Genomic DNA, 25,361 nt, shown 5'->3' with positions numbered 1-25,361 from the left:
GATGCTAGAGTTCAAAGACGCCTACAAAAGCTTCGGGCAGGGCGACCAAGCCACCCCGGTGCTGCAGGACATCAACCTGAAGGTCGAGGAGGGCGAGTTCCTGGTCTTCCTCGGCTTCTCGGGCACCGGCAAGACCACGCTGATCAACCTGATGGCCGGTCTGGACACGCCAAGCAAGGGCGCGGTGACCTTCAAGGGCCAGCCGATCAAGGGCCCGGGGCCAGAGCGCGGGGTGATCTTTCAGAGCTACTCGCTGATGCCCTGGCTGACGGTCAGCGGCAATGTCGGGCTGGCAGTGGACACCGTGTTCCCCAAGCTCTCCAAGGCGGAGCGCGCCAAGAAGGTGGCGCATTACGTCAGCATGGTTGGCCTGAGCCACGCCGCCAGCCGCCGCCCCGCCGAGCTTTCGGGCGGCATGCGCCAGCGGGTCAACGTGGCCCGCGCCCTGGCGATGAATCCCGAGGTCCTGCTGCTGGACGAGCCGCTCAGCGCGCTTGACGCGCTCACCCGCGGCAACCTTGCCGACGAGATCGTGGGCATCTGGGAGGCCGAGAAGAAAACCTGCGTGCTGATCACCAACGACGTGGACGAGGCGATCCTGATGGGCGACCGCATCATCGCGCTCAACCCCGATGGCACGCTCGGCGCCGAGTTCAGCGTGGACCTCGCCCGCCCCCGCGACCGCACCGCCATGAACCACAACGAGGGCTTCAAGACGCTGCGCGCCGAGGTCACCAAATACCTCATGGATGTGGGCATCGAGGCCAAGATCGAGGGCACCCGCATCCTGCCGGACGTCACCCCGATCCATGGCGTGCCAAGCGCCGTGGCCAAGGCCGCCGAGAGCAAGCGCGACGAGCGCTATCTGGAGTTCTCGCAGCTGCACAAGGTCTACCCCACGCCCAAGGGGCCCCTGACCGTGGTCGAAGACTTTGACTTCAAGATGAACAAGGGCGAGTTCATCTCGCTGATCGGGCATTCCGGCTGCGGCAAGTCCACCGTGCTGACCATGGCCGCCGGGCTGAACGAGATCTCTAAGGGCGCGATCGTGCTGGACGGGCACCACGTCGAGGGCGCCGACCCGGAACGCGCGGTGGTGTTCCAGTCGCCCTCGCTGTTCCCCTGGCTCACCGCCAAGCAGAACGTCGCCATCGGGGTGGACAAGGTCTATCCCAAGGCCAGCCAGGCCGAGCGCCAGGACGTGGTGGAATACTACCTGGAGCGCGTCGGGCTGGCCGATGCGATGGACAAATCCGCGATGGATCTCTCCAACGGGATGAAGCAGCGCGTCGGCATCGCCCGCGCCTTTGCCCTGTCGCCCAAGCTGCTGCTGCTGGACGAGCCCTTTGGCATGCTCGACAGCCTCACCCGCTGGGAGCTGCAGGAGGTGCTGATGGAAGTCTGGTCGCGCACCAAGGTGACTGCCATCTGCGTCACCCATGACGTGGACGAGGCGATCCTCTTGGCCGACCGCGTGGTGATGATGACCAACGGGCCGCAGGCCACCATCGGCAAGATCGTTGATGTGGATCTGCCGCGCCCGCGCACCCGCAAGGCGCTGCTCGAGCACGCCGATTACTACAACTACCGCCAAGAGGTGCTCGATTTCCTCGAGAAATACGAGCACGGCGCCAAGCCAAAGCCGAAACAGCCGGCCCCCAAACCCATCGCAGCGGAGTGACCGTTATGGACGATAGTCAGATCACCCTTGTGCAAGACAGCTTTGCCAAGGTGGCGCCGATCAAGGACGCGGCGGCGCAGATGTTCTACGCCGACCTCTTTGAAACCGCGCCCGGTGTAAAACCGTATTTTGCCAACTCGGACATCAGCGAACAGGGCAATAAACTGATGGCCACCCTGGCCGTGGTCGTGAACGGCCTGCGCGACCTCGACAAGATTGTGCCCGTGGCCGAACGGCTGGCCGTGGCCCATGTCGATTACGGCGTAAAGGCCGAGGATTACGGCAAGGTCGGCGCCTCGCTGATGCGCACCCTGGAAAAGGGCCTGGGCGAGGGCTGGAACGACGAGGTCGCCAAGGCCTGGCTTGCCGCCTACACCACTCTCTCGGGCGTCATGGTCGCCGCTGCATACCCGGAGGCCGCATGAAAGACCTAGTGATCATCGGCGCGGGCATGGCCGCCGGGCGGCTGGTCGAGCACGCCTCTGAGCAGGGCGATTGGAACATCACCCTGTTCAACGCCGAGCCGCGCGGCACCTATGACCGGATCATGCTCTCGCCCGTGCTGGCGGGGGACAAGACCTACGAGCAGATCGTCACCCATGACGCCGCGTTCTACGAAGACAAGGGCGTGACCTGCCGCTTTGGCGAGCGGGTCACCGCGATTGACCGCGCCGCCAAGACGGTGACGGGTGACAACGGCACGGTCAGCTATGACAAGCTGGTGATCGCCACCGGCTCGGAGCCATTCATGATCCCGCTGCCGGGGCATGACCTGGAGGGCGTGATCGCTTACCGCGACCTGGAGGACACCGAGCGGATGATGGGCCTGGGCGCCGGTCAGAAGGCAGTGGTCATCGGCGGCGGGCTCTTGGGGCTTGAGGCGGCGGCGGGCATGCATGCCCGCGGCGTGGACGTCACCGTGGTGCATCTGATGGGCCACCTGATGGAGCGCCAGCTGGACGAGGCCGCGGGCTACCTTCTGCGCAAGGAGCTCATCGAGCGCGGCATCAAGGTGCTCTGCTCGTCGAATTCGAAAGAGATCCTGGGCGAGAATGGCCGCGTCAAAGCGCTGGTGCTGGACAACGGCACCGAGCTGCCCTGCGACCTGCTATGCATGGCGGTGGGCATCCGCCCCTCGGTGGCGCTGGCGAAAGAGGCGGGGCTGGCCTGCGGGCGCGGCATCCATGTCGATGACCAGATGATCACCAGCGACGCGGACGTGCTGTCCATCGGCGAATGCGTCGAGCATGACGGCGCGGTGTTCGGCCTGGTCGCCCCGCTCTACGAGCAGGCCAAGGTCGCCGCCAAGACCCTGGCGGGCCAAGAGGCCGGTTTTGTGAACAAAGAGACCGCCACCAAGCTGAAGGTCACCGGCTGTGACCTGTTCAGCGCCGGCGACTTCGCCGAGGGCGAGGACCGCGACGACATCGTCTATCGCGACCCGGCGCGCGGCGTCTACAAGCGCCTGGTGCTGCAAGGCGACCGGCTGATCGGCGCGGTGATGTATGGCGACACCGCCGATGGCGGCTGGTTCCACGGGCTGATCAAGGACAAGACCGACGTGACAGAGATGCGCGACACGCTCATCTTTGGGCCCGCCTTCCAAGGGGGGGCCGCGCTGGACCCTATGGCGGCCGTTGCAGCCTTACCGGCTGACGCAGAGATCTGCGGCTGCAACGGCGTATGTAAGGGCCAGATTGTCGAGGCGATCCAGGGCGGGGCGACCGACCTGGGCGCTGTCCAGGCGACCACCAAGGCCAGCAGCTCCTGCGGGACCTGCACCGGGCTGGTGGAGCAACTGCTCGCCCACACGCTGGGCGATGACTTCCAGATGCCGACGGCCAAGCCGGTCTGCGGCTGCACCGACCTGACCCATGAGGACGTGCGGCGGCTGATCAAAAGCCAGGAATTGAAGTCGCAGCAGGCGGTCTGGCAAGAGCTTGGCTGGAAGACGCCGAACGGCTGCCATGTCTGCCGCCCGGCCGTGAACTACTACCTGCTGGCGGATTGGCCGGTGGAGTATCAAGACGACCCGCAGAGCCGCTTTGTGAACGAGCGCAAGCACGCCAACATCCAGAAGGACGGCACCTTTAGCGTGGTGCCGCGCATGTGGGGCGGGATCACCACCCCCAACGAGCTGCGCGCGATTGCCGACGCCGCCGACAAGTACAAGGTTCCCACCGTCAAGGTCACCGGCGGGCAGCGTATTGACCTGCTTGGGGTCCGCGGCGAGGACCTGCCGTCGATCTGGTCGGATCTCAACGAGGCGGGCATGGTCAGCGGCCACGCCTACGCCAAGGGGCTGCGCACGGTGAAGACCTGCGTCGGCACCGATCATTGCCGGTTCGGCACGCAGGACAGCACCGGGCTGGGCATCAAGCTAGAGCGCAAGCTCTGGGCCTCTTGGACCTCGCATAAGGTCAAGCTGGCGGTCTCTGGCTGCCCGCGGAACTGTGCCGAGGCGACCTGCAAGGACCTGGGGATCATCTGCGTCGATAGCGGCTATGAGATCGGCGTCGGCGGGGCCGCGGGCATGGATCTCAAAGAGATCCAACCGCTGACCAAGGTCACCACCGAGGACGAGGCGATGGAGCAGGTCGTCGCCTTCGTGCAGCTCTATCGCGAGAACGCCAAATACCTGGACCGCCCCTATAAGTGGATCGCCAAGGTCGGCATGGACTGGGTGCGCGAGCGGATCGCCGATGACGCAGAGCGCGCGCGCCTGGTCGCGGCCTTCGAGCTGTCGCAGTCGATCTACCAGACCGACCCCTGGGCAGAGCTCAGCCAAGAGCAGAAGGCCCGCAAGTTCGGCCCCATGGCGGACCTCACCCTGGAGGCCGCGGAATGAGCTGGATCGATATCGGCGACATCAACGACATCCCCCTGCGCGGCGCACGCAAGGTCAAGACGGCCCAGGGCTGCATCGCGGTGTTCCGCACCGGCGAGGCCGAGGTCTTTGCCACGTCCAACACCTGCCCGCACAAGCAGGGGCCGTTGAACGAGGGCATCGTGCATGACCGCAAGGTGACCTGCCCGCTGCATAACTGGGTGTTCGACCTCGAGACGGGCGAGGCGCAAGGCGCCGATGAGGGCCGGATCATGACCTATGCCGCGCGCGTCGAGGACGGGCGTGTCCTGATCGAGGCGGCAAAGCTCGGTCGGCAAGCGGCTTGATGATCGCGCGGACGCAAAACCAACGTGATACCGACGTAACACCGACGCGGGATCTTCGGCGAAATGCGTGATCAGCTCGATAGCGCGATCCGCACCACCTGCCCCTATTGCGGGGTGGGCTGCGGCGTGCTGGCCCGCCCCGATGGCGCCGGCGGCCTCACCGTCGAGGGCGACCCCGATCACCCGGCGAATTACGGGCGCTTGTGCTCCAAGGGGCTGGCCCTGGGCGAGACGATGTCGCTTGACGACCGCCTGCTCTCGCCGCAGGTGCACGGGCAAAGCACCGGCTGGGATCAAGCCCTTGATCTGGTTGCGCAAAAATTCAAGGCCAGCATCGCGGAACATGGCCCCGACAGCGTCGCCTTCTACGTCTCGGGGCAGCTCCTGACCGAGTGCTACTACGTCGCCAACAAGCTTATGAAGGGCTTTATCGGCAGCGCCAATATCGACACGAATTCAAGGCTTTGCATGGCCTCCACCGTGGCCGGGCACAAGCGTGCCTTCGGCGCGGATACGGTGCCCGGCACCTACGAGGACCTGGAAGAGGCCGACCTGGTGGTGCTTGTGGGCTCCAACCTCGCCTGGTGTCATCCCGTTTTATATCAAAGGCTTGCGGCGGCCCGGGCGGCGCGCGGCACCAAGATCGTCGTCGTGGACCCGCGCCGCACCGCGACCTGCGACATCGCCGATCTGCATCTCAAGCTGGCCCCCGGCTCGGACGTGTCCCTGTTCAATGGGCTTCTAGCCCATCTTGCGCAATCCACTGCATATGACGCTGATTTCGTCTCAGAACATACCGACGGTTTCGCCGAGGCCCTGTCCCAAGCGCGCCTGGATGACCTCAAATCCACCGGGCTGACCGCCGAGGAAACCGCTGATTTCTATCAGCTCTTCGCCAAGACCGAGCGCACGGTCACGGTCTTTAGCCAAGGCGTGAACCAGTCGAGCTCGGGCGCTGACAAGGTCAACGCCATTCTGAATTGCCACATGGCCACGGGCCGCATTGGCAAGCCCGGCATGGGCCCGCTGAGCGTCACCGGCCAGCCCAACGCCATGGGCGGGCGCGAGACCGGCGGGCTGGCCAATATGCTGGCCGCGCATCTGGACCTGGAGAACGACGATCACAAGGCCGCAGTGCAAAGCTTTTGGGGCGCTCCCACCATCGCGCAAAAGCCTGGCCTCAAGGCGGTCGATATGTTCGACGCCGTCGCGGATGGCCGCATCAAGGCGCTGTGGGTGGCCTGTACCAACCCGGCCGTGTCGATGCCCGACGCCGACCGCGTGCGCGACGCCATCAAGGCCTGCGACTTCGTCGTTGTCAGCGATCTCACCACCGATACGGACACCGCTCGTTTGGCCGATGTCGTGCTGCCTGCCGCCGGATGGGGCGAGAAGGACGGCACCGTCACCAACTCCGACCGCACCATCAGCCGCCAAAAGGCGACAATCGCGGCGCCCGGCCTTGCCAAGCCCGACTGGGCGATCTTCGCCGAAATCGGCCAGCGCATGGGATGGGCAGAGGCCTTTGACTATGACGGCCCGGCGCAGGTGTTTCGCGAGCATGCCCGCCTCAGCGCCTTGGCGGGCAAGTTTGGGCGCGACTTCGATATCTCTGGGCTCAGCACAATCAGCGACGACGATTACGACAGCTTGGCCCCGACCCGCTGGCCCGTATCTGCCATCAGAACCGGAGGGCGCTTTTTCGGCGATGGGCGGTTCTTTACCCCCGGCGGCAAGGCCCGGTTCGTTGCCGTGACGCAACGGCCTCCCGCCGCGGTGACCGGACCCAAATACCCCTTCCGCCTGAACACCGGGCGCGTGCGGGACCAATGGCACACGATGACACGCACCGCCAAATCGCCGCGCCTGTCGCGGCACCTGGCAGAGCCGTTCTTAGCCATCCACCCGGACGACGCGGCCGCTATTGGCCTGGCCCCCGCCGATCTGGCCCTGGTCACCAGCCCAACCGGGCGCGCGATCCTGCGGGTCTTCATTACCGAGGACGCAACTCCGGGCGCGCCCTTTGCGCCGATGCATTGGACCGGCGAAACCGGCCCCGCAAGCCGCGTCAACGCGCTTGTCGCGCCGGCTGTCGACCCGGTGTCGGGCCAGCCGGAAAGCAAGGCAAGCGTTGTCGCCATCGCCCCGTTCAAGGCCGATTGGTACGGTTTCGCCGTGTCGCGCGGCAAGCCCGCCCTGGCCACGGATTACGCGGCGACGATGCGCACGGAAAGCGGCTGGCGCACCGAGCTGGCCGGGCAAGGCCAACCAAGCAGCTGGGAGGAGCTTGCCCAATCGCTCTTCGCCGTGTCTGGAGAGCCCGAAACCCTTCGCAGCGCGACCCAAACGCGGCTGGCGTTCTGGGACGGCGACATATTGCAGGCCGCGCTCTTTGTGTCGGACCAACCCGTTATGGTGGCGCGCGATTTCGTGGCCTCGACCCTAAACGCGGCCAGGCCGAACGTTCTGGCGGCCCGCCCGTCGGCGCATATGCCGGACCCTGGCCCGACGGTGTGCTCCTGCATGTCCGTGGGCCGCAATACGATCCTGGCGGCGATCTCGGGCGCGCCCTCCGCCAGCATCGACCAGATCTGCGAAGCGACAGGCGCAGGCGTGACCTGCGGGTCCTGCCGCCCTGAGATCACCGAGCTGATGGCGCGCTTCAAGCTGCCGGTCGCCGCCGAATAGCCAAGGAGATACGCGATGAAATCCTTTCCAATGTTCCTCAAGACCACCGGGCGCCGCATCGTGATCGTGGGCGGCGGCGAACAGGCCGCCCAAAAGACCCGGCTGATGCAGAAAACCGACGGTGAAATCGTGCTCGTCGCGCCGGAATTGGACGCCGAGCTGCGCGGCTTTGTCGAGGCGGGGCTGGCCTCGCACCACGCGGGCCCGATCGCGCCGGACCTCTTTGACGGCACCGCCCTGACCTTTATCGCCACCGGGTGCCCGGGGGCGGATCGCGCGGTCTATGCCATCGCCAGATCCGCCAACACCGTGATCAACGTGGTGGATACGCCGGAACTCTGCGATGCGCTCACGCCGTCCCTGGTGGACCGCGACCCCGTCGTCGTCGCCATCGGCACCGAGGGCACAGCACCCGTTCTGGGCCGCTCGATCAAGACCAAGATCGAGGCGATGCTGCCGCCGCGCATCGGGCATTTCGCGGCCCTGGCGGGGCATCTGCGCGGGGCGGTGGCGCGGTCGATCCCGATGCATCGGCGCCGGGCCTTCTGGGCCTGGGCCTTTGGGGCCAAGCCGGCGCAGCTGCACGATAGCGGAGACGAAACCGGCGCCGCGCGCATGCTCAAGGCGGCCATCGCATCCGGGCGCGCGCCCGACACGAATGACGACGGCCATATCGCGCTTGTCGGCGCGGGCCCCGGCGCGCGTGACTTGCTGACGCTGCGCGCCGTGGAGCGCCTGCAAGAGGCCGATGTGATCTATTACGACCGCCTTGTGGACCCCGACGTTCTGGAGCTGGCCCGCCGCGACGCCGAGCGCGTTTTCGTCGGCAAAGAGGTCGGCGCCTGCGCCTGGCCGCAGGACAAGATCACGGCGCTGATCGTGGCCGAGGCCAAGAAGGGGCGCCACGTGGTGCGCTTGAAGTCCGGCGATCCCAGCGTCTTTGGCCGCGCCACGGAGGAGCTTGAAGCCGCCAGGGCCGCGGGCATCTCTGTCGAGATCGTGCCCGGCATCACCGCCGCCTCTGCCGCCGCCGCGCGGATGGGCATCGGGCTGACAGAGCGCGGAACTACGGACGCGGTGGTGCTGGTCACAGGCAAATGCAAACCCGGCGACCCCGCCCCCGAATGGGCGCGCTATCTGCACCCGGGATCGACCCTCGCGATCTACATGGGGGTCGGCGCCGCGTCGCAGATCTCGCAGCAACTCATCAGCCACGGGGTCTCGGCGAAGACACCGGTCGATCTCTGCATAGAGGTGTCAAAAGAGGCCGAGCGGATCATTCACACGGACCTAGGCGCGCTGCCCGAGCTGGTGTCCGCTGAGCAGGTCACAGGAGGCGCCGTGATCTTTGTACGCGTCCCCAAGTCACATTCTCAAGGCAAGCTGCAGGTGGCCTGAACGCAAGCCCCGCGAGAATGGCCTCTGCCATCGGGGCACTCCCATAAGGCTTCACCGGAGCCTAGCCGCGGGCAAACCGATCAGCCGCTATCCGGTCCCGCGCGCGCCCTCAGCGTCACAAAAAGCGATGCGGCGATGACCAGCGCCGCCCCCGGCGCGAACCGGGCCCCGGGCACCTCTCCGAACAGGAAGTACCCGACGCTGACCGAGAAGATGAGGCTTGTGTAGCTCAGCACGGACAAATAGCCCGCCGCCCCAAAGTAATGCGCGCGCAGAAAGCAAAACTGCGCGGCCTGCGCGAAACAGCCGATCAATACGAACGCGCCCAGGTGGTGCGTTGGAACCGGCGCCCAGGCTGCCCAGGCGAAGGGCAGGCTGCACAGCGACAGCCCCAACGTGTAGAACATCATCATCACAATCGGCGGGGCCGCGCGCAGCGCGCGCGTGGCGATCACAACCGCCGAGGCGGTAAGCACGACAATCGCCATCGCGGCCAGGCCCCACCCCAAGGGCACGTTGCCGGGATCGACCGCGATCAGGATGCCAACAAAGGCCACCGCCGCGGCACTCCAGCCCCGTAGCCCGATCACCTCGCGCAGGATCAAAGCCGCCATCAGCATCGTGACGATAGGGCGGGTGAAACTGATCGCGGTGAACACCGCCAATGGCAGCCGGGCAATCGCAAAGAAACTGGCGGACAGGGTGACGGCGGATAGCACGACCCGCAGAAGGTGCAGAGGAAGGCGCGGTATCTGCCGGAACTGCTGCCGCCTTGCCCAGATCAGCGGAGAGATCACCATCAGCCCGACAATGGCCCGGAAAAACACGACCTGCGCGGCGGCGTAATCCGCCCCCAGCCATTTGACCAACGACAGCGACCAGATGTTCAGCGACAGATCCGCCAAAAGCCACGCGCCGCCCCGAAGGTTGTCGCGCGGCGCCTCGGTCATGCCCGTTTGGCGATGAGGTTGGCCATAAGACGGAAGGCCCCTGGCACAAGGTTCTCCATCTGGTGATGCAAAATCAATGAGGTGTGAACATGCCGCCCCTGCGCGACATCCGCGACCAGCAGCGCGCCCCGATGCGGGTCCTCGCCGGGGTCGGCCATCTCGATCAGAGGCGTATAGGCCGCGTCCCAGCTTTTGGCGAAGTAGAGCCCGCGCTCCTTGACCCACCCGGCCCAATCCTGGGGGCCGATGGTGTTCGGGGTCGACAGCAGCGGATGCTCGACCAGGTGGCGCACCTCGGCGGCCTCGTCGGTGACGCGCCATCGCAGCGAGGGCTGCCCGATTTCCAAGCGATGCGGCGGCGTCTGCTCCGGCAGCCAATTGTCCCAAGGCCGGTGGTAGAGCGTCACCAGCGTGCCGCCCGCCCTGGTCCAGCGGTGAAGCCCGGGCATCGCCTCTGACAGGCCGGCGCGGAACCGCATGGCGAAGATGCCGACGATGATCGTGTCATACCGCGCCAGATCGGCTTGGCTGGTCAGCTCCGTGTCGGACAGATCAGTGACATCCGCGCCCAGCATCGACAGCCAGTGGCTCACCCGGTCATTGCCCGCCCCGACATAGCCGACCCTCACATCTGGCAGGTCGGCCTTCAGGGCAAAGAGCCGCAGAATCGCCGGTCGCGCAAGCGCGGTCGAAGCGGTATGCGCGTGTTTGATCCGCTGCACGCGCATGGCCGGTTGGTCGCCCACAAGAACGGGGATCTCATAAAGCCCGGCCTGCAAATTCGAGGGCGGCTTGATCGCGAAGCCCTCGTCAGTTCCGCGCAGGGTCCACCCATTTGGCGCGCCGAGCTTGGCGTCTGCGCCCTTTGGCGAGACCTCATCTATGCGCAGCATGTGGTCGCGGGCCGCGACGGCAAGGTTGATCAACCCGGCATCCGGAGTGGCGCGCGCCATGTGCACCGGCAGAACAACCGGGGTGTCCTCCATCGGAACCCGGATAGAGGCCTGGGCACCCCGATACGCAAGCGTCACCATGGCGGCGGGCGCGCTGGGGTCACGGGGGTCATAGGTCACGCGGTAAGGACAGGTCGGGGCGGCGGTTGCGGCGATCTCAAGGCTTTGATCCTTGGCCACCCATCCCTCTGGCAGGTCCAAGGTAAGCTCTGCGGCGTCCGCGGCGCCCCGATTGCATTCCAGCACAAGACCGACCCGTGTGCCGGGCGAAAGAAACACCTCAGAGCTGCGGAAATCCACGTCCACCCCAAGGGCGAGCCGGATCACATGGCCAAGCTGGACCTCCTTTGCCTCCAGGCGATGCGCGACGTCTTGGCGAAGGTGGTCGGGGCAATGTGCCCGGGCGGCTTGCACCGCTTCCAATGCCTCAAAGGCCGAGTCCGCGACCAGATCGAAGGCCGGGAAGGCCACCAAAGTGGCCTCAATCGCGGCCTGCACCTTGGCCACGGCTTCGCTGAACTCACCGGGCTTTGCGCCCTTGGCCAGATCTCCCACAGAGCCCGCCAACCCAGAGCTCAAAGCTTCGTCCGGCCCGTCTACATGGCTTTCAACGAGGTGTAGCGGCCAATCCCTGCGCTGATCGCTCGGCACCCAGCGGCCCATGCCTTGGGTCCGATGGTAGGCGCGCGATTGCTGCCCGATCTGCTCCCAGGACCAGCCGCTGATGCCGTCCCGGCCAGAGCCGTCAACCGTCAGCGTCGCGGGCGGCGGCGGCAGGTCGTCGTCATAGGCCTGCCCGGCGCCGGACCAGGCCGGCAGGTAGAGCTTCTTGACCTGCCAGGGCGGGCGATCCGAGGCGAATGCCGGGTCGGCGGCGGCGGCCATGACCTGGTGCGCGGCCTGCGTCATCGCGCGGTGATGCCCGTGCTGCCCGGGGACGTCCAGGAAGGTGGGGCAGATGATGTCGGGCCGCTCGCTGCGTATGATGTCGACGAACCGCGCCAGGGTGCGGTCCTTGCCCCAGCGCGCCAGGGTCTCTTCGCCGCTCTTGGAGAACCCGAAATCGGTGATCGCGTCTTCCGGCGTCTCCGAGTGCCAATACATCCGCATGCCCAGCACATCGCAGGCGCGCTCCATCTCGCGGGTGCGCAGCGCGCCCAGCGCCGCGCCGGCCTCTTGCCCGACATCGTTCTGCCCGCCCTCGCCCCGCGTCGAGCAGGCGTAGGAGATGTTGATCCCGTCGCGGAACGCCAGCGCGGCCAGCATCCCCGAGACCTCGTCGTCGGGATGGGCGCCGGTCTGCATGAAGCGTATCACCGACCGCAGGGGTTGCAGCGCCCACCAAAGCTCCATGATCCGGGGGCGGGCGCGGGCGGCATCTATTCGGGTCTGTTCAGCAGTCGGCATCAAAGCTCCTGCGGTTGCGGGGCGATTTTCGGCGTGAAGGCGTGGTTGACGACCAGGGCGGCGGCCCCCAGCGTGGCGGTCATCCGCCCCGAGGCGCCCCGCATCAGCCGCGGCATCTGCCGCGCGGCGCGGTTGGAGACGGAGCGCGACGCCAGGCGGATCGTCTCGGTCATATGGTCCAGGATGTTGTCGGGCATGGCCCCGCCCAGGATGATGGTCTGCGGGTCGAACAGGTTCTCGACGATGGAAATGGCGGCGGAGAGCGGCTCGACGGTGCGCTCTAGCCAGCGGTGCAGTGCGGGATCGCCCGCCTCGTAGAGCCTGGCAAGATCGCCAACGTCCTGGGTGGCCGCGCCTGAGGCGCGCAGGGCCTCCGACAGCGAGCGGCGGCTGACCACGTCTTCCAGCATCACCAGCTTGCCGTCGCAGGGCACTTGCAGGGTGCCGATCTCTCCGGCGTTGCCATAGGCGCCGGCCTGCAAGCGGCCGCGATGGACCATGCCAAGCCCCAGCCCCACGCCGAAATACAAGAACCCATAGCTGTCCAGGCCCTGGGCGGCGCCGGACACGCGCTCGGCGATGGCGGCGGCGTTGGCGTCATTCTCGACAAGCACCGGCTGGCCCAGCCGCTCTGACAGCCAGACCTCCGGCGGGGTGTCGTCCCAGATCGGCAGCTCTGAGGCGCCGCCTTCGATGCCGGTGCAGCCGAAGGGGCCCGGCATGACGATGCCAAGCCCCAAAAGCCGCGTTGGATCACAGCCCGCGCCCTTGAAGATGCGCGCCTGCATGTCGCGCACCGCGGCGATCACGCCGTCGCGGTCGTTGGTGCTGACCTTGCGCCGCCGTTCCACAACCAATTCGCCGCAGAAGTTCAGCAGCGCGCCGAACACCGCGTCGGGTCTGATCTCGATCCCGGCGGCGAAAGCGCCCTGGGGGTTCAGCGCGTATTGCACCACTGGCACCCCGCGCGACACCGCGCGGTGCCCGCCCTCGACGATCAGGCCGTCCGCCAGGAGATCCGCGATGATGTTCGACACCGCCTGTGTCGACAGCCCAGAGGCGCGGGCGATCTCGGCGCGGCCTATGCGCTCGGCGCTGCGGATGCGGCCCAGAACGACCTGGCGGTTATGGCCTCGGGAGCGCCCGGCATTCGCGCCGACCACGCTTTCAGTCAGGGTAATCATGGTACCGGATTAGCTTGTGATGCTTGATAGCTCAAGAGAGTTGAGCTAACCCTTAAGGCACATGCACCCCGTCCGACCGCCAATCTGCGGCACCGATGGGATCAAAAATGCAGGGAGGATTCTTATGAATACCATTAAGTTCAAAGCACTAGCCCTAAGCGCCGCCACCGGCATCGCCACGCTTCTCGGCAGCGCGGCCAACGCCGTCGAGATCGAGTACTGGCAGTATTTCTTCGACGCCCGGGTTGCGGCGATGGAGCAGCTGATCGACAATTTCGAGGCCGCCAACCCCGATATCACCGTCAAGATGACCCACTTCCCCTATGCGGACTACCGCACCAAGGTCGCTGCGGCGATCCCCGCGGGCGAGGGCCCGGATGTGGTGCAGCTGTTCTACGGCTGGCTGAACGATTACGTCGAGGCAGAGCTGATCCAGCCTCTGCCCGCCGACGCCTTCCCAGCCGCGACCATCGACGAAGAGTTCTTCCCCATGGTCCAGGCGATGAAAGACGGCGACGCCTATTGGGCGCTGCCCACCGCGGTGCGCTCGCTGGCGCTGTTCTATAACGAGCGGCTTCTGGCGGAGGCGGGCGTGGAGCCGCCCACCACCATGGAAGAGATGATCGCCGCCGCCGCCGCCATGACCAAGCGCGACGGCGCGGGCAACCTCACCCAGGTCGGCATGACCGCCGGGATGACCGCGCAGGACCACCATTGGTGGCGCGAGGGCCTGATCCGGCAGATGGGCGGCGAGCCCTATATGGCGGACTACACCAAGGTGAATTACAACTCCGACGCCGGGCTGAAGGCGCTGGAGTTCTACACCAGTCTGTTCACCGGCGACGACGCCGTGACGGCCATCGGCTTTATGGATGAACCGCAGGCCGCCTTTAAGGCGGGCCGCGCGGGCATGCATATCGACGGCTCGTTCCGTATCGGGTCGCTCAACAAGACCCGTGGCCTGAAATGGGGCGTGACCGAGCTGCCCGCGACGGCGGATGGCGCGCAGTCGAACTATTCCTCCTATTGGGTGAACGCGATCACGACAAAGGCCGAGGGCGAGAAATACGACGCCGCCGTCAAGTTCATGGCCTATGTTACCTCGGATGAAGCGATGCAGATCTGGCTTGATGTCGTCGGCGAGCTCCCCGCCAAGCCATCGGTCGGTCTGACAGAGGCCAACGCCAATAACGACGTCTATGGCCCCTTCATCCGAGGCCTTGCCTACGCCAACACCACCAAATTCGCCAATGAGAGCGCGCAGCGCCAGCTGATGGTGGAGATGGTTGAGCGGATCACGCTAGAGGGCATGTCGCCCGCAGAAAGCCTGGCCTTGGCGGCAGAGGCCGAACAGAAGATCCTAGACGAGTACTATGCCGACTAAGGAGCATGGCCCCGGCGGCAACGTCGGGGCCATCCCGCCAGGCAAGCCATGACCCGCTACCGCAATCTCTCGATCAAGCAAAAGCAGATCGTCTGGGCCTACGCCTTCCTGGCGATCCCGATCGTGTTCTATGGCGTGATCCGGTTCTACCCCACCGGGAACGCCATCCTGATCAGCTTTCAGGACTGGAACCTGCTGGGCGACCGCACCTGGACCGGGCTGGACAACTACGCCAAGCTGTTTGCCGATCCGACCTTCTGGAAGGTCTTCAAGAACACGTTCGTCTACCTGCTGATCGGCACGCCGGTCAGCCTGGTGGTGTCGTTCTTCATCGCCTACCACCTGGACAAGACCCGCTTTATGCACGGGTTCCTGCGGATGCTGTATTTCCTGCCCTTCATGACCAGCGCGGTGGCCATGGCCTGGGTCTGGCGCTGGTTCTACCAGCCGGTGCCGATTGGGCTGTTCAACAACTTCCTGTCCACCTTCGGCATCCCGCAGATCGCCTTTCTGAACTCGACCACCAACGCGCTGCCCTCGATCCTGGCGCCGGCGGTCTGGGCGGGCTTGGGCTTTCAGATCATCATCTTCATGGCCGGCCTGCGCGCCATACCGCAGAGCTATTACGAGGCCGCGCGCATCGACGGGGTGTCGACCTGGACGGTCCTGTGGGAGATCACCCTGCCGCTCTTAAAGCCCACCATCGTGTTCATCGTGGTGTTCTCCTCCATCGGGTTCCTGCGCATCTTTGACCACGTGTTCAACATGACCACGGGCAATCCGGGCGGGCCGCTGAATTCGACCAAGCCGCTGGTGCTGATGATATACGAGACGGCGTTCTCGTCCTTCGACATGGGCTATGCCGCCGCGCAGACGGTGGTGCTGTTCCTGGTGCTGCTGGTTGTCAGCCTCTTGCAGCTGCGCATCCTTAGGGACCGCTGATGGCCGTCGCCGAACAGATCCGCCCCACCACGGACGCGCTGCTGAAGACCGGCGGCCCAAAGCGGCCCGCCAATATGGGGCAGTACGTGCGCTGGGCGCTGCTGTTTCTGGGCGGGATCCTGATGGTGATGCCCATCGCCTATATGATCTCGACCTCGCTGAAATGGCCGCACGAGATCTATAACCTCAAGCTCATCCCCGAAGAGCCCACCATCGAGAACTACACCTTCGTGTTAGAGGACGGGCGGTTCTATTGGTGGTTCCTAAACTCGATCATCATCGCGCTGATCACCACCATCTGTAACGTGCTTTTCGACAGCCTGGTGGGCTACACGCTGTGCAAGTTCCGCTTCCCGGGGCGGTACATTATCTTCATCGCGATCCTCTCGACGCTGATGATCCCGACAGAGATGCTGGTGATCCCCTGGTACCTGATGAGCCAGCAGTTCGGCTGGCTGGACAGCTACTGGGGCATCATGTTCCCCGGGCTGATGACGGCCTTCGGCACCTTCCTGATGAAGCAGTTCTTCGAGACCGTACCGGATGACTTCATCGAGGCCGCGCGGATCGACGGGCTCAACGAGCTGCAGATCTGGTGGACGGTGGCGATGCCACTGGTCAAGCCCGCGCTGGCGGCGCTGGCGATCTTCGTCTTCCTGGGCAACTGGACGGCCTTCATCTGGCCCCTGATCGTGACCAACTCGGTCGAGATGTATACGCTGCCCGTCGGGCTGTCCTCCTTCGGGGACGAGGCGGATGTGGCATGGGAGCTGATTATGACCGGGGCCGCTATTTCAACGATCCCGACGCTGATCGTGTTCCTGATCTTCCAGCGGTTCATTATCCGAGGCGTCGTGATGGCGGGGCTCAAGGGATGACGGACAATTCCACCTTTCCCGATCCGACCTATCGCGACACGGTTCTGGCGCCGCTTTTTGAGGGCGTGAAGGCGCATTATGCCCAAGGCATGGACGCGATCAATCGCGCCCACCTGGTGATGCTGGCAGAGACCGGCATCCTGCCGCCATGGGACGCTGCAAGGATCGCCCGGGCTCTTGGCGAGATCACCCGCGAAACCGACCTCTCCGCCCTCGCCTATACCGGCGAGCACGAGGATTACTTTTTCTGGATTGAGGCGCAGCTGCGCGACCGCCTTGGCGACCTGGGTGGGGCCCTGCACACCGCGCGGTCGCGCAACGACATGGACCACACGCTGTTCAAAATGGCGCTTCGGTCTCGGGCCGGTCATCTGATGCAGCAGGTCTTGCACCTCACAACCGCGCTGACCGACAAGGCCGCGGCGGAGGCTGACACATTGATTGTGGCCTATACCCATGGCCAGCCCGCGCAGCCCTCGACCTTTGGGCACTACCTTGCGGCCGCAATCGAGGTCCTCTTGCGCGACGCTGAACGCCTTGAAGCCGCGATGCGGGGCCTCGACCATTGCCCGATGGGCGCGGCGGCCATCACGACCTCTGGCTTCCCCATCGACCGGGAGCGCATGGCCGAGCTGCTCGGCTTCGACGGCCCGCTGGTGAACTCCTACGGCTGCATCGCCTCGGTCGATTACATCACCGGGCTCTATTCGGCGATCAAGCTGGTCTTCCTGCATCTTGGGCGGCTGATCCAGGACATGGCGTTTTGGTCCGCCTTCGAGGTCGGTCAGTTATATGTCCCGAACGCCCTTGTGCAGGTCTCGTCGATCATGCCGCAAAAGCGCAACCCGGTGCCCATCGAGCATCTGCGCCACCTGGCCTCGGTCACGGTGGGGCGCTGTGACATGGTGGTGAGCACGATGCACAACACGCCCTTCACCGACATGAATGACAGCGAGGGCGAAGTGCAGCAGGCCGGATACGCCGCCTTTGAAAGCGGCGGGCGGGTGCTGGATCTTCTGGCGGCTTTCCTGCCCGCCTGCTCGATCAATGCCGACCGCGTGCGCCAGACCACCGATGCCGCCTGCATCACCATCACCGAGCTTGCCGACACGCTGGTGCGGGACGAGGGGCTGACCTTCCGCGCGGCGCATGAGATCGCGTCCCAGACCGCCCGCGCGGTGATCGCCAAACGCATGCCGCTTGGGTCGGGTTATGCCGAGTTCGCCGCCGCCTTCGCCGAAGAGACCGGGCGCGCGCCGGACCTGACCAAGCCGGCCTTCGCCGAGGCCACCTCGCCCGAGACCTTCATCGCGCGCCGCGACCGCATCGGCGGGCCCGCGCCTGGCGCCTTGGCGAAAGCGCTGGAAAAATACCGACGCGATGCCGACGTAATGCAGACGCAATGCCGACGTCGAATTTCGCGCGTTTCTGCCGCCGATGCGGCGCTTGATGCGGCATTCCAGCACCTCACGGAGACCTGACCCATGGCCGATCTCGCGCTCCGCGATTTGGTGAAAACCTATGACAAGACCCAGGTGCTGCACGGCATCAATCTGGATGTTCAGGATGGCGAGTTCGTTGTGTTCGTTGGCCCCTCGGGCTGCGGGAAGTCTACCACGCTTAGGCTGATCGCTGGCCTCGAAGAGGTCACCTCTGGCGGCATCGAGATCGGCGGCAGGGTCGTCAATAATCTAGAGCCCAAGCACCGCAATATCGCGATGGTCTTTCAGAACTACGCCATCTATCCGCATATGACTGTGCGCAAAAACATCGGCTTTGGCCTGCGCAGTTCTTCCGCGCCCAGGGCGGAAAAAGACAAGCGCATCAGAGAGGTGGCGGAGCTTCTGGGGATGACAGACCTGCTTGACCGCAAGCCCGATCAGCTCTCAGGCGGGCAGCGGCAGCGTGTCGCGATTGGCCGCGCGATGGTCCGCGACCCGGCTGTTTTCCTGTTCGACGAGCCGCTCTCTAACCTGGATGCGCAGCTGCGCACCCAGATGCGGCTGGAGATCAAAAAGCTGCACCAGCGGGTCGGTTCCACGATCATATTTGTCACCCATGACCAGGTCGAGGCGATGACCATGGCCGACCGGATCGTGATCATGAAGGACGGGCATATCCAGCAGGTCGGCACCCCGTCCGAGGTCTACCACACCCCCGCCAACACCTTTGTCGCGCAGTTCATCGGCGCGCCCGCGATGAACATGTTGCCCGGGCAAGCGGTTGAAAACGGGGCGATTCTTTTGAAGACCGGTGATCTGGTGAAGGCCGACCTGCCGGTAGGCACCGGCCGCCAGGTGACGCTTGGCGTGCGGCCCGAGGACCTGACCGACGCCGCCGCCGAGCCGTTCCTAGAGGGCCAAGTTGCGCTGCGGGAACCGCTGGGCCACGAGACGCTGATCTACGTGACAACTGAGATGGGCGAATTCATCGCCAAGGCAGATGGCCGCCGCCCGCCCGAGGTCGGCGCCACGGTGCGATTGGGCGCGGAGCAGGAAAACCTGCATATCTTTGACGCTGAAACAGGCAGTGCGCTGGCGTGAGCAAGCGGGGCGATCAACCCAACGTGCTTTGCGTCGGTCGGCTGTATTGCGACGTCATCTTCACGGGTCTTCCCAGGATGCCCACGACGGGAACTGAGGTGTTCGCCGGGGGCATCGGGCTGCACGCCGGGGGCGGGGCCGCCATCACCGCGGGGCATCTATCCGCATTGGGCCATAACGCCTGCCTGGCCGCAGAGCTTCCCGCGCCGCCCTTCGGGGACGTCATCACTGGCCAGCTGGAAGCCCTTGGCGTCGACCTGCGCCTGAGCCGCGCCTCCGAGACCGCGGACCCGCAACTGACCGTCGCGCTTGTGCATGATGGCGAACGCGCCTTTGTCACCCATCGCGCGGGGGCGGCGTTCCCGAAGTTCCAAGCCAAGGATGTCGCCGCGATGCGCATCGACCATATCCACATCGGCGAGGCCACGACGCTGATTGAGAACCCCGATCTGATCGGCATCGCCAAGGAGGCCGGGGCCAGCCTCTCTTTGGATTGCAGCTGGGACGACCAAATCCGCGCGAAGGACATCGCCTGCCTGCTGCCAGAGATCGACGTCTTTCTTCCCAACGCGGCCGAAGTGGAGCTGCTGCGCAAGCTGAGCGTGCCAGAGCCTTTCTCGGATCTCACCGTCATCAAACAGGGCTGCAAAGGTGCGACCGCGGTGATGAAAGGCGTTGAAACCCATGCCCCGGCCTTGCCTACAGATGTGATGGACCCAACCGGAGCCGGAGATGCCTTTAATGCCGCGTTCTTAGGGGCTTGGCTGCGGGGGAAGCCGGTAAGGGAGTGCCTGGAGAACGGCAATGCAAAGGGCGCAGAGGCCGTCGCATATCGCGGTGGTCTGGGCGGGATGACCTCGTGATAGCGGCGCGCTTGGCCCGACAGAGCTAGGCCAGTTCACTGACCTGATAGGATGCCCGCGCCAGCCATTCCGGCGATATTTCCACTCCCCAACCAGGGGCCTCCGTCACCAATGCTTGCCCGTCGGTGATGGTGAAAGGATCCTCGGTGAAGAGGTCGTATTGCCAGGGGTAATAATCCGCCCCTTCGATTGAGAATTCCAGATACTTGCCCGCGTTCGGGATGGCCCGCAGCAGGTGCATCGTGAACAGCGTCACCATCGAGAGGTTGGCGCAATGCGGCGTGACCGGCAGGCCCGCCGCCTCGGCCATGCGGCAGACCCGCAGGGTCCGCGCAATGCCGCCAAGATACATCACGTCCGGTTGGACGATATCCACCGCGCGCATGTCGATCATCCGCCGCCAGGTTGGCAGGTCGCAATCCTGCTCGCCCCCGGTCACGTCGATCTCCAGCGCCTCGGTGACCTCTTTGGTCTGCTCCAATTCCCAGTATGGGCAGGGCTCCTCATAGTGGCAAAAGCCGTTGGCCTCTAGCATCTTGCCCACCTCAATGGCGCGGGTCGGGGTAAAGCAGGAATTCGCATCCGCGAGCAGCGCCGCGTCGGGCAGAGCGGCGCGCATCGTCGGGATGATCTCTTCGGTGCGCCCGGGCCATTCATCCTGATTGCGCCCGACCTCGGCGCCCACGCGGATCTTGAAGGCGTCGAACCCCTGTGCGTCCGCAAGACGCTTTAGGCGGTCGGCCTCTGCCGCGGGCGTGATGTCGCGCTTCATCGACGACCCGTAGGCGCGCAGCGGCCCAGCGCTGCCGCCCAGAAGTTCCGCGACAGGCTTGCCCGCGCGTTTGCCGCGCATGTCCCAGATCGCGGTGTCCACGCCCCCCATGGCGCGGCGCAGGTAGCTGCCGGGGAACTTGTGCTCGCGCTCGGTCACAAGGTCCAGCAGGTCGTCCAGATCGGTGCAGTCCTGCCCCAGCACCCAGGGCGCCACCTGCCGATGCAGAACAAGGCAGGTGATGTCCGAGTGATAGGTCGAGACCTGCCCCCAGCCCTGGCTGCCATCCTCCATCGTGACGCGCACAAAGCCCACATCGGCGGTCGAGAAGGTCTCTAGCTTCGCAATTTTGTCCATGTCAGTCAGGCCCCGCAAGGATGTCACCGGCCGCCTTCGCCGCGACCATGATCGTGGGCGCGTTGGTGTTGGCAGAGGTTATGTTGGGAAAAATCGAGGCGTCCACAACCCGCAATCCCTCTACGCCATGGACGCGCAGCTTGGGGTCGACGACGCCCCCCGCCGCTTCGGGCGCCATCCGGCAGGTGCCGCAAGCGTGGAAGACCGTGCTGGCCCGGGCGCGGAAATCGGCGAGGATCGCCTCGTCGCTGGCATCAACGGGCGTGAACCCGTTGGGGCGGTCGATCAAAGCCTGCAGCGCCGGGGTGTTCAGCATCTGCTCTAAGACCCGCCCGCCCGCGATGGTCGCGCGCTCGTCCTCTGTCGTGGCCAGGTAGTTGGGCGCGATCCTGGGCGGCTGAGCCGCATCCGCGCTTGAGATGTCGACGCGCCCCTGGCTGGTCGGGCGGCACGCGTTGAAACCCAGCGAGAGCCCCGGCCAAGGGTCTGGCTTGAGTAGAACGCGTTTGTTCTTGTGCACCGTGGTGTAGCTTAAGGGGCTGAAATAAAGCTGCAAATCGGGCTCGCGCGCGTCCGGAGTGCCGCGCACCAGCCCGCCCATCTGGTTGATGCTCAGGCTCAGCGGCCCATCCCGGGTCAACAAGAACTGCAACGCCGCTTTGATCCGCCCCGTCCATGTGCCCAATGTTTGGTTGAGCGTGGCCTGTTTGGTCCGAAAGAGGTAGTCGACCCCCAGATGATCCTGCAGTCCGGCCCCCACCGCGGCGTTCTGATGGATCTGCTCGATCCCGAACCGGGACAGCAGGTCGCTCGGCCCGATGCCGGAGCGTTGCAGGAGCGTCGGCGAGGCAACGGCACCCGCCGCCAGGATCACCGCACCGGCAGCGCGGACCTCGTGGCGCGCATCGCCATCGCGATAGGCCACGCCCACGGCGCGCTTGCCCGAAAACAACACGCGCTCGACCAGCACCCCTTTGCGCACCGACAGGTTTGCTCGGCGCATCGCGGGGCGCAAGAACGCGTTCGCCGCCGAGTGGCGCAGCCCCATAAGGGTCGTGATGCTATATGGTCCGACGCCCTCGGCCATATGCGCCTCATGGGGCGGCGCGTGCGGCAGGCCAATCGTCTCGGCGGCGGTCATGAAATGATGCCGCACGGGGTGGTATTCTTGCCCGCGGGCGGCCACGTTCACACGGCGCGGCACGGTATCGGTGCCGTCGCCCACCTGCTCGACCTCGTCAAAAACCGGGGCCACGTCGCGCCACCCCCAGCCAGGATTGCCCGCGCGCTCCCAGTCGTCGAAGTCATGCGGCAGGCCGCGCATCCACACCAGCCCATTGATCGAGCTGGACCCGCCAAGAACCTTGCCCCGGGGCCAGTACATCTCGCGCCCGCCAAGCCCCGCTGACCCCGCCGCGCGGTAGCGCCAGTTCAGCCGGTCGTTATGGAACGCCTTGCCATAGCCGATCGGCAGCCGCACCCAGGGGTGCCTGTCCGTGCCGCCGGCCTCCAGCAGAAGCACCCTATGGCGCCCGCACGCCGTCAGCCGATCCGCCAGTACACATCCCGCCGAGCCCGCGCCGACAATCACAAAATCAAAACTATCCAATCCGGTCCCCGCGATTTGCGCGACAATTGCAGGGTTGATGGCCGCAGGCAAACGTTGGATGGTTTTGATATTGCGAATTTTTGGCCAGGTGACGCTCGGGATGTTCACGGCGGACTTCAAATCAGAGCCCTATTGGTGGGAGCGCACTCCTCGGCCAAACTTCCCGGTCGTGGATTTGCCAAAGGCCGTGGATGTTGCGATCGTGGGCTCGGGCTACACCGGCCTAAACGCCGCCATCCAGACCGCGCGCGGCGGCAGGTCAACGCTTGTGCTTGATGCAGAGGATGCGGGCTTTGGCTGCAGCACGCGCAATGGCGGCCAGATCAGCACAAGCGTAAAGCCTTCACTGGCCGAGTTGACCAAGAAGTATGGGCTAGAGATCGCGTTTGCCATCCGAAGAGAGGGCCATACCGCCCTAGACTGGATCGCGGCCTTCATCCGGGACGAGGGCATCGACTGCGACTTTAAGGTGCCCGGGCGGTTCCATGCCGCGCATAACGCGCGGGCCTTTGACAAACTGGTCCGCGAGGTCACAAACCAGCCAGACGGGCTGGAGGTGCCCTACCAAATCGTCGCGCGGCAGGATCAGCGGCAAGAGCTGGGCACCGACGCCTATCACGGCGGCGTTGTATTCGAGAACCACGCCAGCCTAGAGCCCGCGCGCTTCCACCAGGGGCTGCTTGACCTGGCGACCCGTGCGGGCGCGCAGATCGCCCCGCGGACCCGCGTCGACAATGTCGAGAGGACCGGCGACGGCTTTGTCCTGCGCACCGCGCGCGGCGATGTGCGGGCCCGCGATGTGGTGATCGCCACCAACGGCTATACCGGGGCGCTGACCCCGTGGCTGCGCCGCCGCGTCATCCCCATCGGCAGCTACGTCATCGCGACCGAGCCGCTAGAGCCCGCCTTGATGGACCGGCTTATGCCCAGCGACCGCATCGTCAGCGACAGCCGGACGGTGGTCTATTACTACCGCCCCTCGCCGGACCGGCGCAGGATCGTGTTCGGCGGGCGGGTGTCCAGCGGCGAGATCGACACCCGCGTCAGCGGCATGCGCCTAAAGCGGGATCTTGACCGGCTGTTCCCCGAGCTGAGCGCGACCAAGATCAGCCACAGCTGGATGGGCTTCGTAGCCTACACGTTCGACACGATGGCCAATGTCGGCAAGCGCGATGGGATGCATTACGCGATGGGCTATTGCGGGTCTGGCGTGTCGATGGCCAGCTATCTGGGCATGCGCGTGGGCCAGCAGATCCTGGGCCTGCCCGAGGGCCGGACCGCGTTCGACAAGGTGCCCTTCAGTACCAGGCCGCTTTACTCCGGCAGGCCGTGGTTTTTGCCCGCATCGGTGGCCTGGCACCGGCTGGTGGACCGCATGGGATTCTAATCCGGGCACCCGATTCAGTTCCGTAGACAAGGCGACATCTCTCACCTATGGTTCTCATGCGAAGGGCGACAGCGCCTAACATTGGGAGAGATTGAATATGGGAATTCGTTTTGGATTTGCAGCCGTTGTGGCTGCTTCGTTTACACTCACTGGGATTGCGGCGGCGGATCCGATCACGGTTGTGTCCTGGGGCGGCAGCTATGGCCAGGCGCAGGACAACGCCCTGTTCAATGACGCCTCGGCGAATTCTGGCATCGAGATCATCCGCGAATCCGGCGCGTCTATGTCCAAGACCTGCCTGCAGGTGGAATCCGGCGCGGTGACCTGGGATCTGGTGGTGACCGGTTCCGGCGGCGCGGCCGCGGCCGCCGCGAAGGGCTGCCTGGAGAAGATCGACTTCGGCGTGGTGGACGTCTCTGACTTCTACCCCACCACCTACACAGATTACTGCGTGGGCTCTGATGTCTTCGCCACCGTGTTCAGCTGGAACACCGCCAAGTATGGCGCGCCGGGAAGCGACGGCGCGCCCGCAAACTGGGCCGATTTCTGGGACGTCGAGAAGTTCCCCGGCACCCGCGCCTATCGCGCCAATAACGTGGACGGCGCTTTAGAGCCCGCCTTGCTGGCCGATGGCGTCGCCCCCGAGGACGTCTATGACGTGCTGGCCACCCGCGAGGGCAAGGAGCGCGCGATCAACAAGATCCGCGAGCTGAAGCCGCATATCGCCGTGTTCTGGGAGTCGGGCGCCATGCAGGCGCAGCTGATGAAGGACGAAGAGGTCGACATGACCACAGGTTGGAACGGCCGCTTTGACAACGCCGCCAAAGACGGCGCCACCGTGGGCTACACGTTCAATCAGGCGCTGCTGGATTACGACTGCTTCGCGATGCCCAAGGGCGCGCCGAACAAGGACGTGGCGATGAAGTTCCTCGCCGAAGTCTCCAAGCCGGAATACCAGGCCAACCTGCCGTTCCACATTACCTATGGACCGACCAATAAGAAGGCCTATGACGTCACCACCGCGCCGAAAGAGCTGATCGAGGCACTGCCTTCGCATCCCAAGAACGTGCCGCTGATGCTGCCGATAAGCCTTGATTGGTACGCCGAGCACCGCGCCGAGGCGCTGGAGATGTATATCGAGATGCTCAGCGAATGATCTTCGCACAGCGGGCCGCCTGCATATCGGGCGGC

19 protein-coding genes are annotated in these 25,361 nt (G+C 65.3%); 14 read left to right on the top strand and 5 right to left on the bottom strand.

The genetic code is table 11. From position 1 onward, the window contains the following. The first annotated feature begins 1 nt into the window (after window position 1). From AIOL_RS21575 to cysG, 6 genes are all read left to right on the top strand, one after another. Complete coding sequence (locus tag AIOL_RS21575) at window positions 2-1,681, top strand: ABC transporter ATP-binding protein (protein WP_049644880.1); 1,680 nt, start codon at window positions 2-4, stop codon at window positions 1,679-1,681. 5 nt (window positions 1,682-1,686) lie between these two features. Beyond that, a complete protein-coding gene (locus AIOL_RS21570; protein WP_049644879.1) occupies window positions 1,687-2,106 on the top strand; it encodes a globin family protein in 420 nt (139 codons plus the stop codon). After that, window positions 2,103-4,529 carry a nitrite reductase large subunit NirB gene (nirB, locus tag AIOL_RS21565; RefSeq protein ID WP_049644878.1) on the top strand — a complete coding sequence of 809 codons (2,427 nt, stop codon included), beginning with the start codon at window positions 2,103-2,105 and terminating at the stop codon, window positions 4,527-4,529. The genes AIOL_RS21570 and nirB overlap by 4 nt, the downstream gene beginning before the upstream one ends. Next, window positions 4,526-4,855, top strand: coding sequence for a nitrite reductase small subunit NirD (nirD, locus tag AIOL_RS21560; protein ID WP_049644877.1), 330 nt, complete (start codon window positions 4,526-4,528; stop codon window positions 4,853-4,855). The genes nirB and nirD overlap by 4 nt, the downstream gene beginning before the upstream one ends. A gap of 63 nt (window positions 4,856-4,918) precedes the next feature. After that, window positions 4,919-7,543, top strand: a complete 2,625-nt coding sequence (locus AIOL_RS21555) for a nitrate reductase (protein WP_049644876.1) — start codon at window positions 4,919-4,921, stop codon at window positions 7,541-7,543. A 15-nt stretch (window positions 7,544-7,558) separates the two neighbouring features. Continuing rightward, window positions 7,559-8,941, top strand: coding sequence for a siroheme synthase CysG (gene cysG / locus AIOL_RS21550; protein ID WP_049644875.1), 1,383 nt, complete (start codon window positions 7,559-7,561; stop codon window positions 8,939-8,941). A gap of 80 nt (window positions 8,942-9,021) precedes the next feature. On the opposite strand, the gene AIOL_RS21545 is transcribed toward cysG, so the two are convergent. The 3 genes from AIOL_RS21545 to AIOL_RS21535 are packed head-to-tail and all read right to left on the bottom strand — an operon-like array spanning window position 9,022 to window position 13,435. Continuing rightward, on the bottom strand, window positions 9,022-9,891 hold the full coding sequence (locus AIOL_RS21545; RefSeq protein ID WP_049644874.1) for a DMT family transporter: 870 nt from the start codon (window positions 9,889-9,891) through the stop codon (window positions 9,022-9,024). Further along, window positions 9,888-12,251: a PIG-L family deacetylase gene (locus AIOL_RS21540; protein WP_049644873.1), complete on the bottom strand. Its 2,364-nt coding sequence runs from the start codon at window positions 12,249-12,251 to the stop codon at window positions 9,888-9,890. The genes AIOL_RS21545 and AIOL_RS21540 overlap by 4 nt, the downstream gene beginning before the upstream one ends. Continuing rightward, the gene (locus tag AIOL_RS21535; protein WP_049644872.1) at window positions 12,251-13,435 is read right to left on the bottom strand and encodes an ROK family transcriptional regulator; all 1,185 of its coding nucleotides are present in this window, start codon (window positions 13,433-13,435) and stop codon (window positions 12,251-12,253) included. The genes AIOL_RS21540 and AIOL_RS21535 overlap by 1 nt, the downstream gene beginning before the upstream one ends. A gap of 124 nt (window positions 13,436-13,559) precedes the next feature. On the opposite strand from AIOL_RS21535, the gene AIOL_RS21530 reads away from it, so the two are divergent. From AIOL_RS21530 to AIOL_RS21505, 6 genes are read left to right on the top strand one after another with little or no spacing between them, the layout of a single operon-like run. Further along, window positions 13,560-14,819, top strand: a complete 1,260-nt coding sequence (locus AIOL_RS21530; protein ID WP_082152723.1) for an extracellular solute-binding protein — start codon at window positions 13,560-13,562, stop codon at window positions 14,817-14,819. A 48-nt stretch (window positions 14,820-14,867) separates the two neighbouring features. Then, a complete protein-coding gene (locus tag AIOL_RS21525) occupies window positions 14,868-15,761 on the top strand; it encodes a carbohydrate ABC transporter permease (RefSeq protein ID WP_049644871.1) in 894 nt (297 codons plus the stop codon). Further along, complete coding sequence (locus AIOL_RS21520; protein WP_049644870.1) at window positions 15,761-16,639, top strand: carbohydrate ABC transporter permease; 879 nt, start codon at window positions 15,761-15,763, stop codon at window positions 16,637-16,639. The genes AIOL_RS21525 and AIOL_RS21520 overlap by 1 nt, the downstream gene beginning before the upstream one ends. Beyond that, window positions 16,636-18,120, top strand: a complete 1,485-nt coding sequence (gene argH, locus AIOL_RS21515; protein ID WP_049644869.1) for an argininosuccinate lyase — start codon at window positions 16,636-16,638, stop codon at window positions 18,118-18,120. Before AIOL_RS21520 ends, argH begins: the two co-directional genes overlap by 4 nt. Window positions 18,121-18,123: 3 nt before the next feature. Beyond that, window positions 18,124-19,182, top strand: coding sequence for an ABC transporter ATP-binding protein (locus AIOL_RS21510; protein WP_049644868.1), 1,059 nt, complete (start codon window positions 18,124-18,126; stop codon window positions 19,180-19,182). Continuing rightward, entirely contained in the window at window positions 19,179-20,045 is an 867-nt protein-coding gene (locus AIOL_RS21505) for a carbohydrate kinase family protein (protein ID WP_049644867.1), read from the top strand. The genes AIOL_RS21510 and AIOL_RS21505 overlap by 4 nt, the downstream gene beginning before the upstream one ends. A gap of 25 nt (window positions 20,046-20,070) precedes the next feature. On the opposite strand, the gene AIOL_RS21500 is transcribed toward AIOL_RS21505, so the two are convergent. Together AIOL_RS21500 and AIOL_RS21495 are read right to left on the bottom strand one after the other, a co-directional pair. Beyond that, window positions 20,071-21,174: a mandelate racemase/muconate lactonizing enzyme family protein gene (locus AIOL_RS21500; protein ID WP_049644866.1), complete on the bottom strand. Its 1,104-nt coding sequence runs from the start codon at window positions 21,172-21,174 to the stop codon at window positions 20,071-20,073. A gap of 1 nt (window position 21,175) precedes the next feature. Beyond that, a complete protein-coding gene (locus AIOL_RS21495) occupies window positions 21,176-22,783 on the bottom strand; it encodes a GMC family oxidoreductase (RefSeq protein ID WP_049645601.1) in 1,608 nt (535 codons plus the stop codon). Window positions 22,784-22,883: 100 nt separating this feature from the next. Between AIOL_RS21495 and AIOL_RS21490 the strand changes: the two genes are divergently transcribed. Then, a complete protein-coding gene (locus tag AIOL_RS21490; RefSeq protein ID WP_049644865.1) occupies window positions 22,884-24,170 on the top strand; it encodes an NAD(P)/FAD-dependent oxidoreductase in 1,287 nt (428 codons plus the stop codon). A gap of 127 nt (window positions 24,171-24,297) precedes the next feature. Further along, window positions 24,298-25,326: an ABC transporter substrate-binding protein gene (locus AIOL_RS21485; protein WP_235439129.1), complete on the top strand. Its 1,029-nt coding sequence runs from the start codon at window positions 24,298-24,300 to the stop codon at window positions 25,324-25,326. Window positions 25,327-25,361 lie beyond the last annotated feature (35 nt).

Source organism: Candidatus Rhodobacter oscarellae (assembly GCF_001078595.1).
Lineage (GTDB): Bacteria > Pseudomonadota > Alphaproteobacteria > Rhodobacterales > Rhodobacteraceae > Rhodobacter_B > Rhodobacter_B oscarellae.
This window is presented reverse-complemented; position numbering and strand designations above follow the sequence as displayed.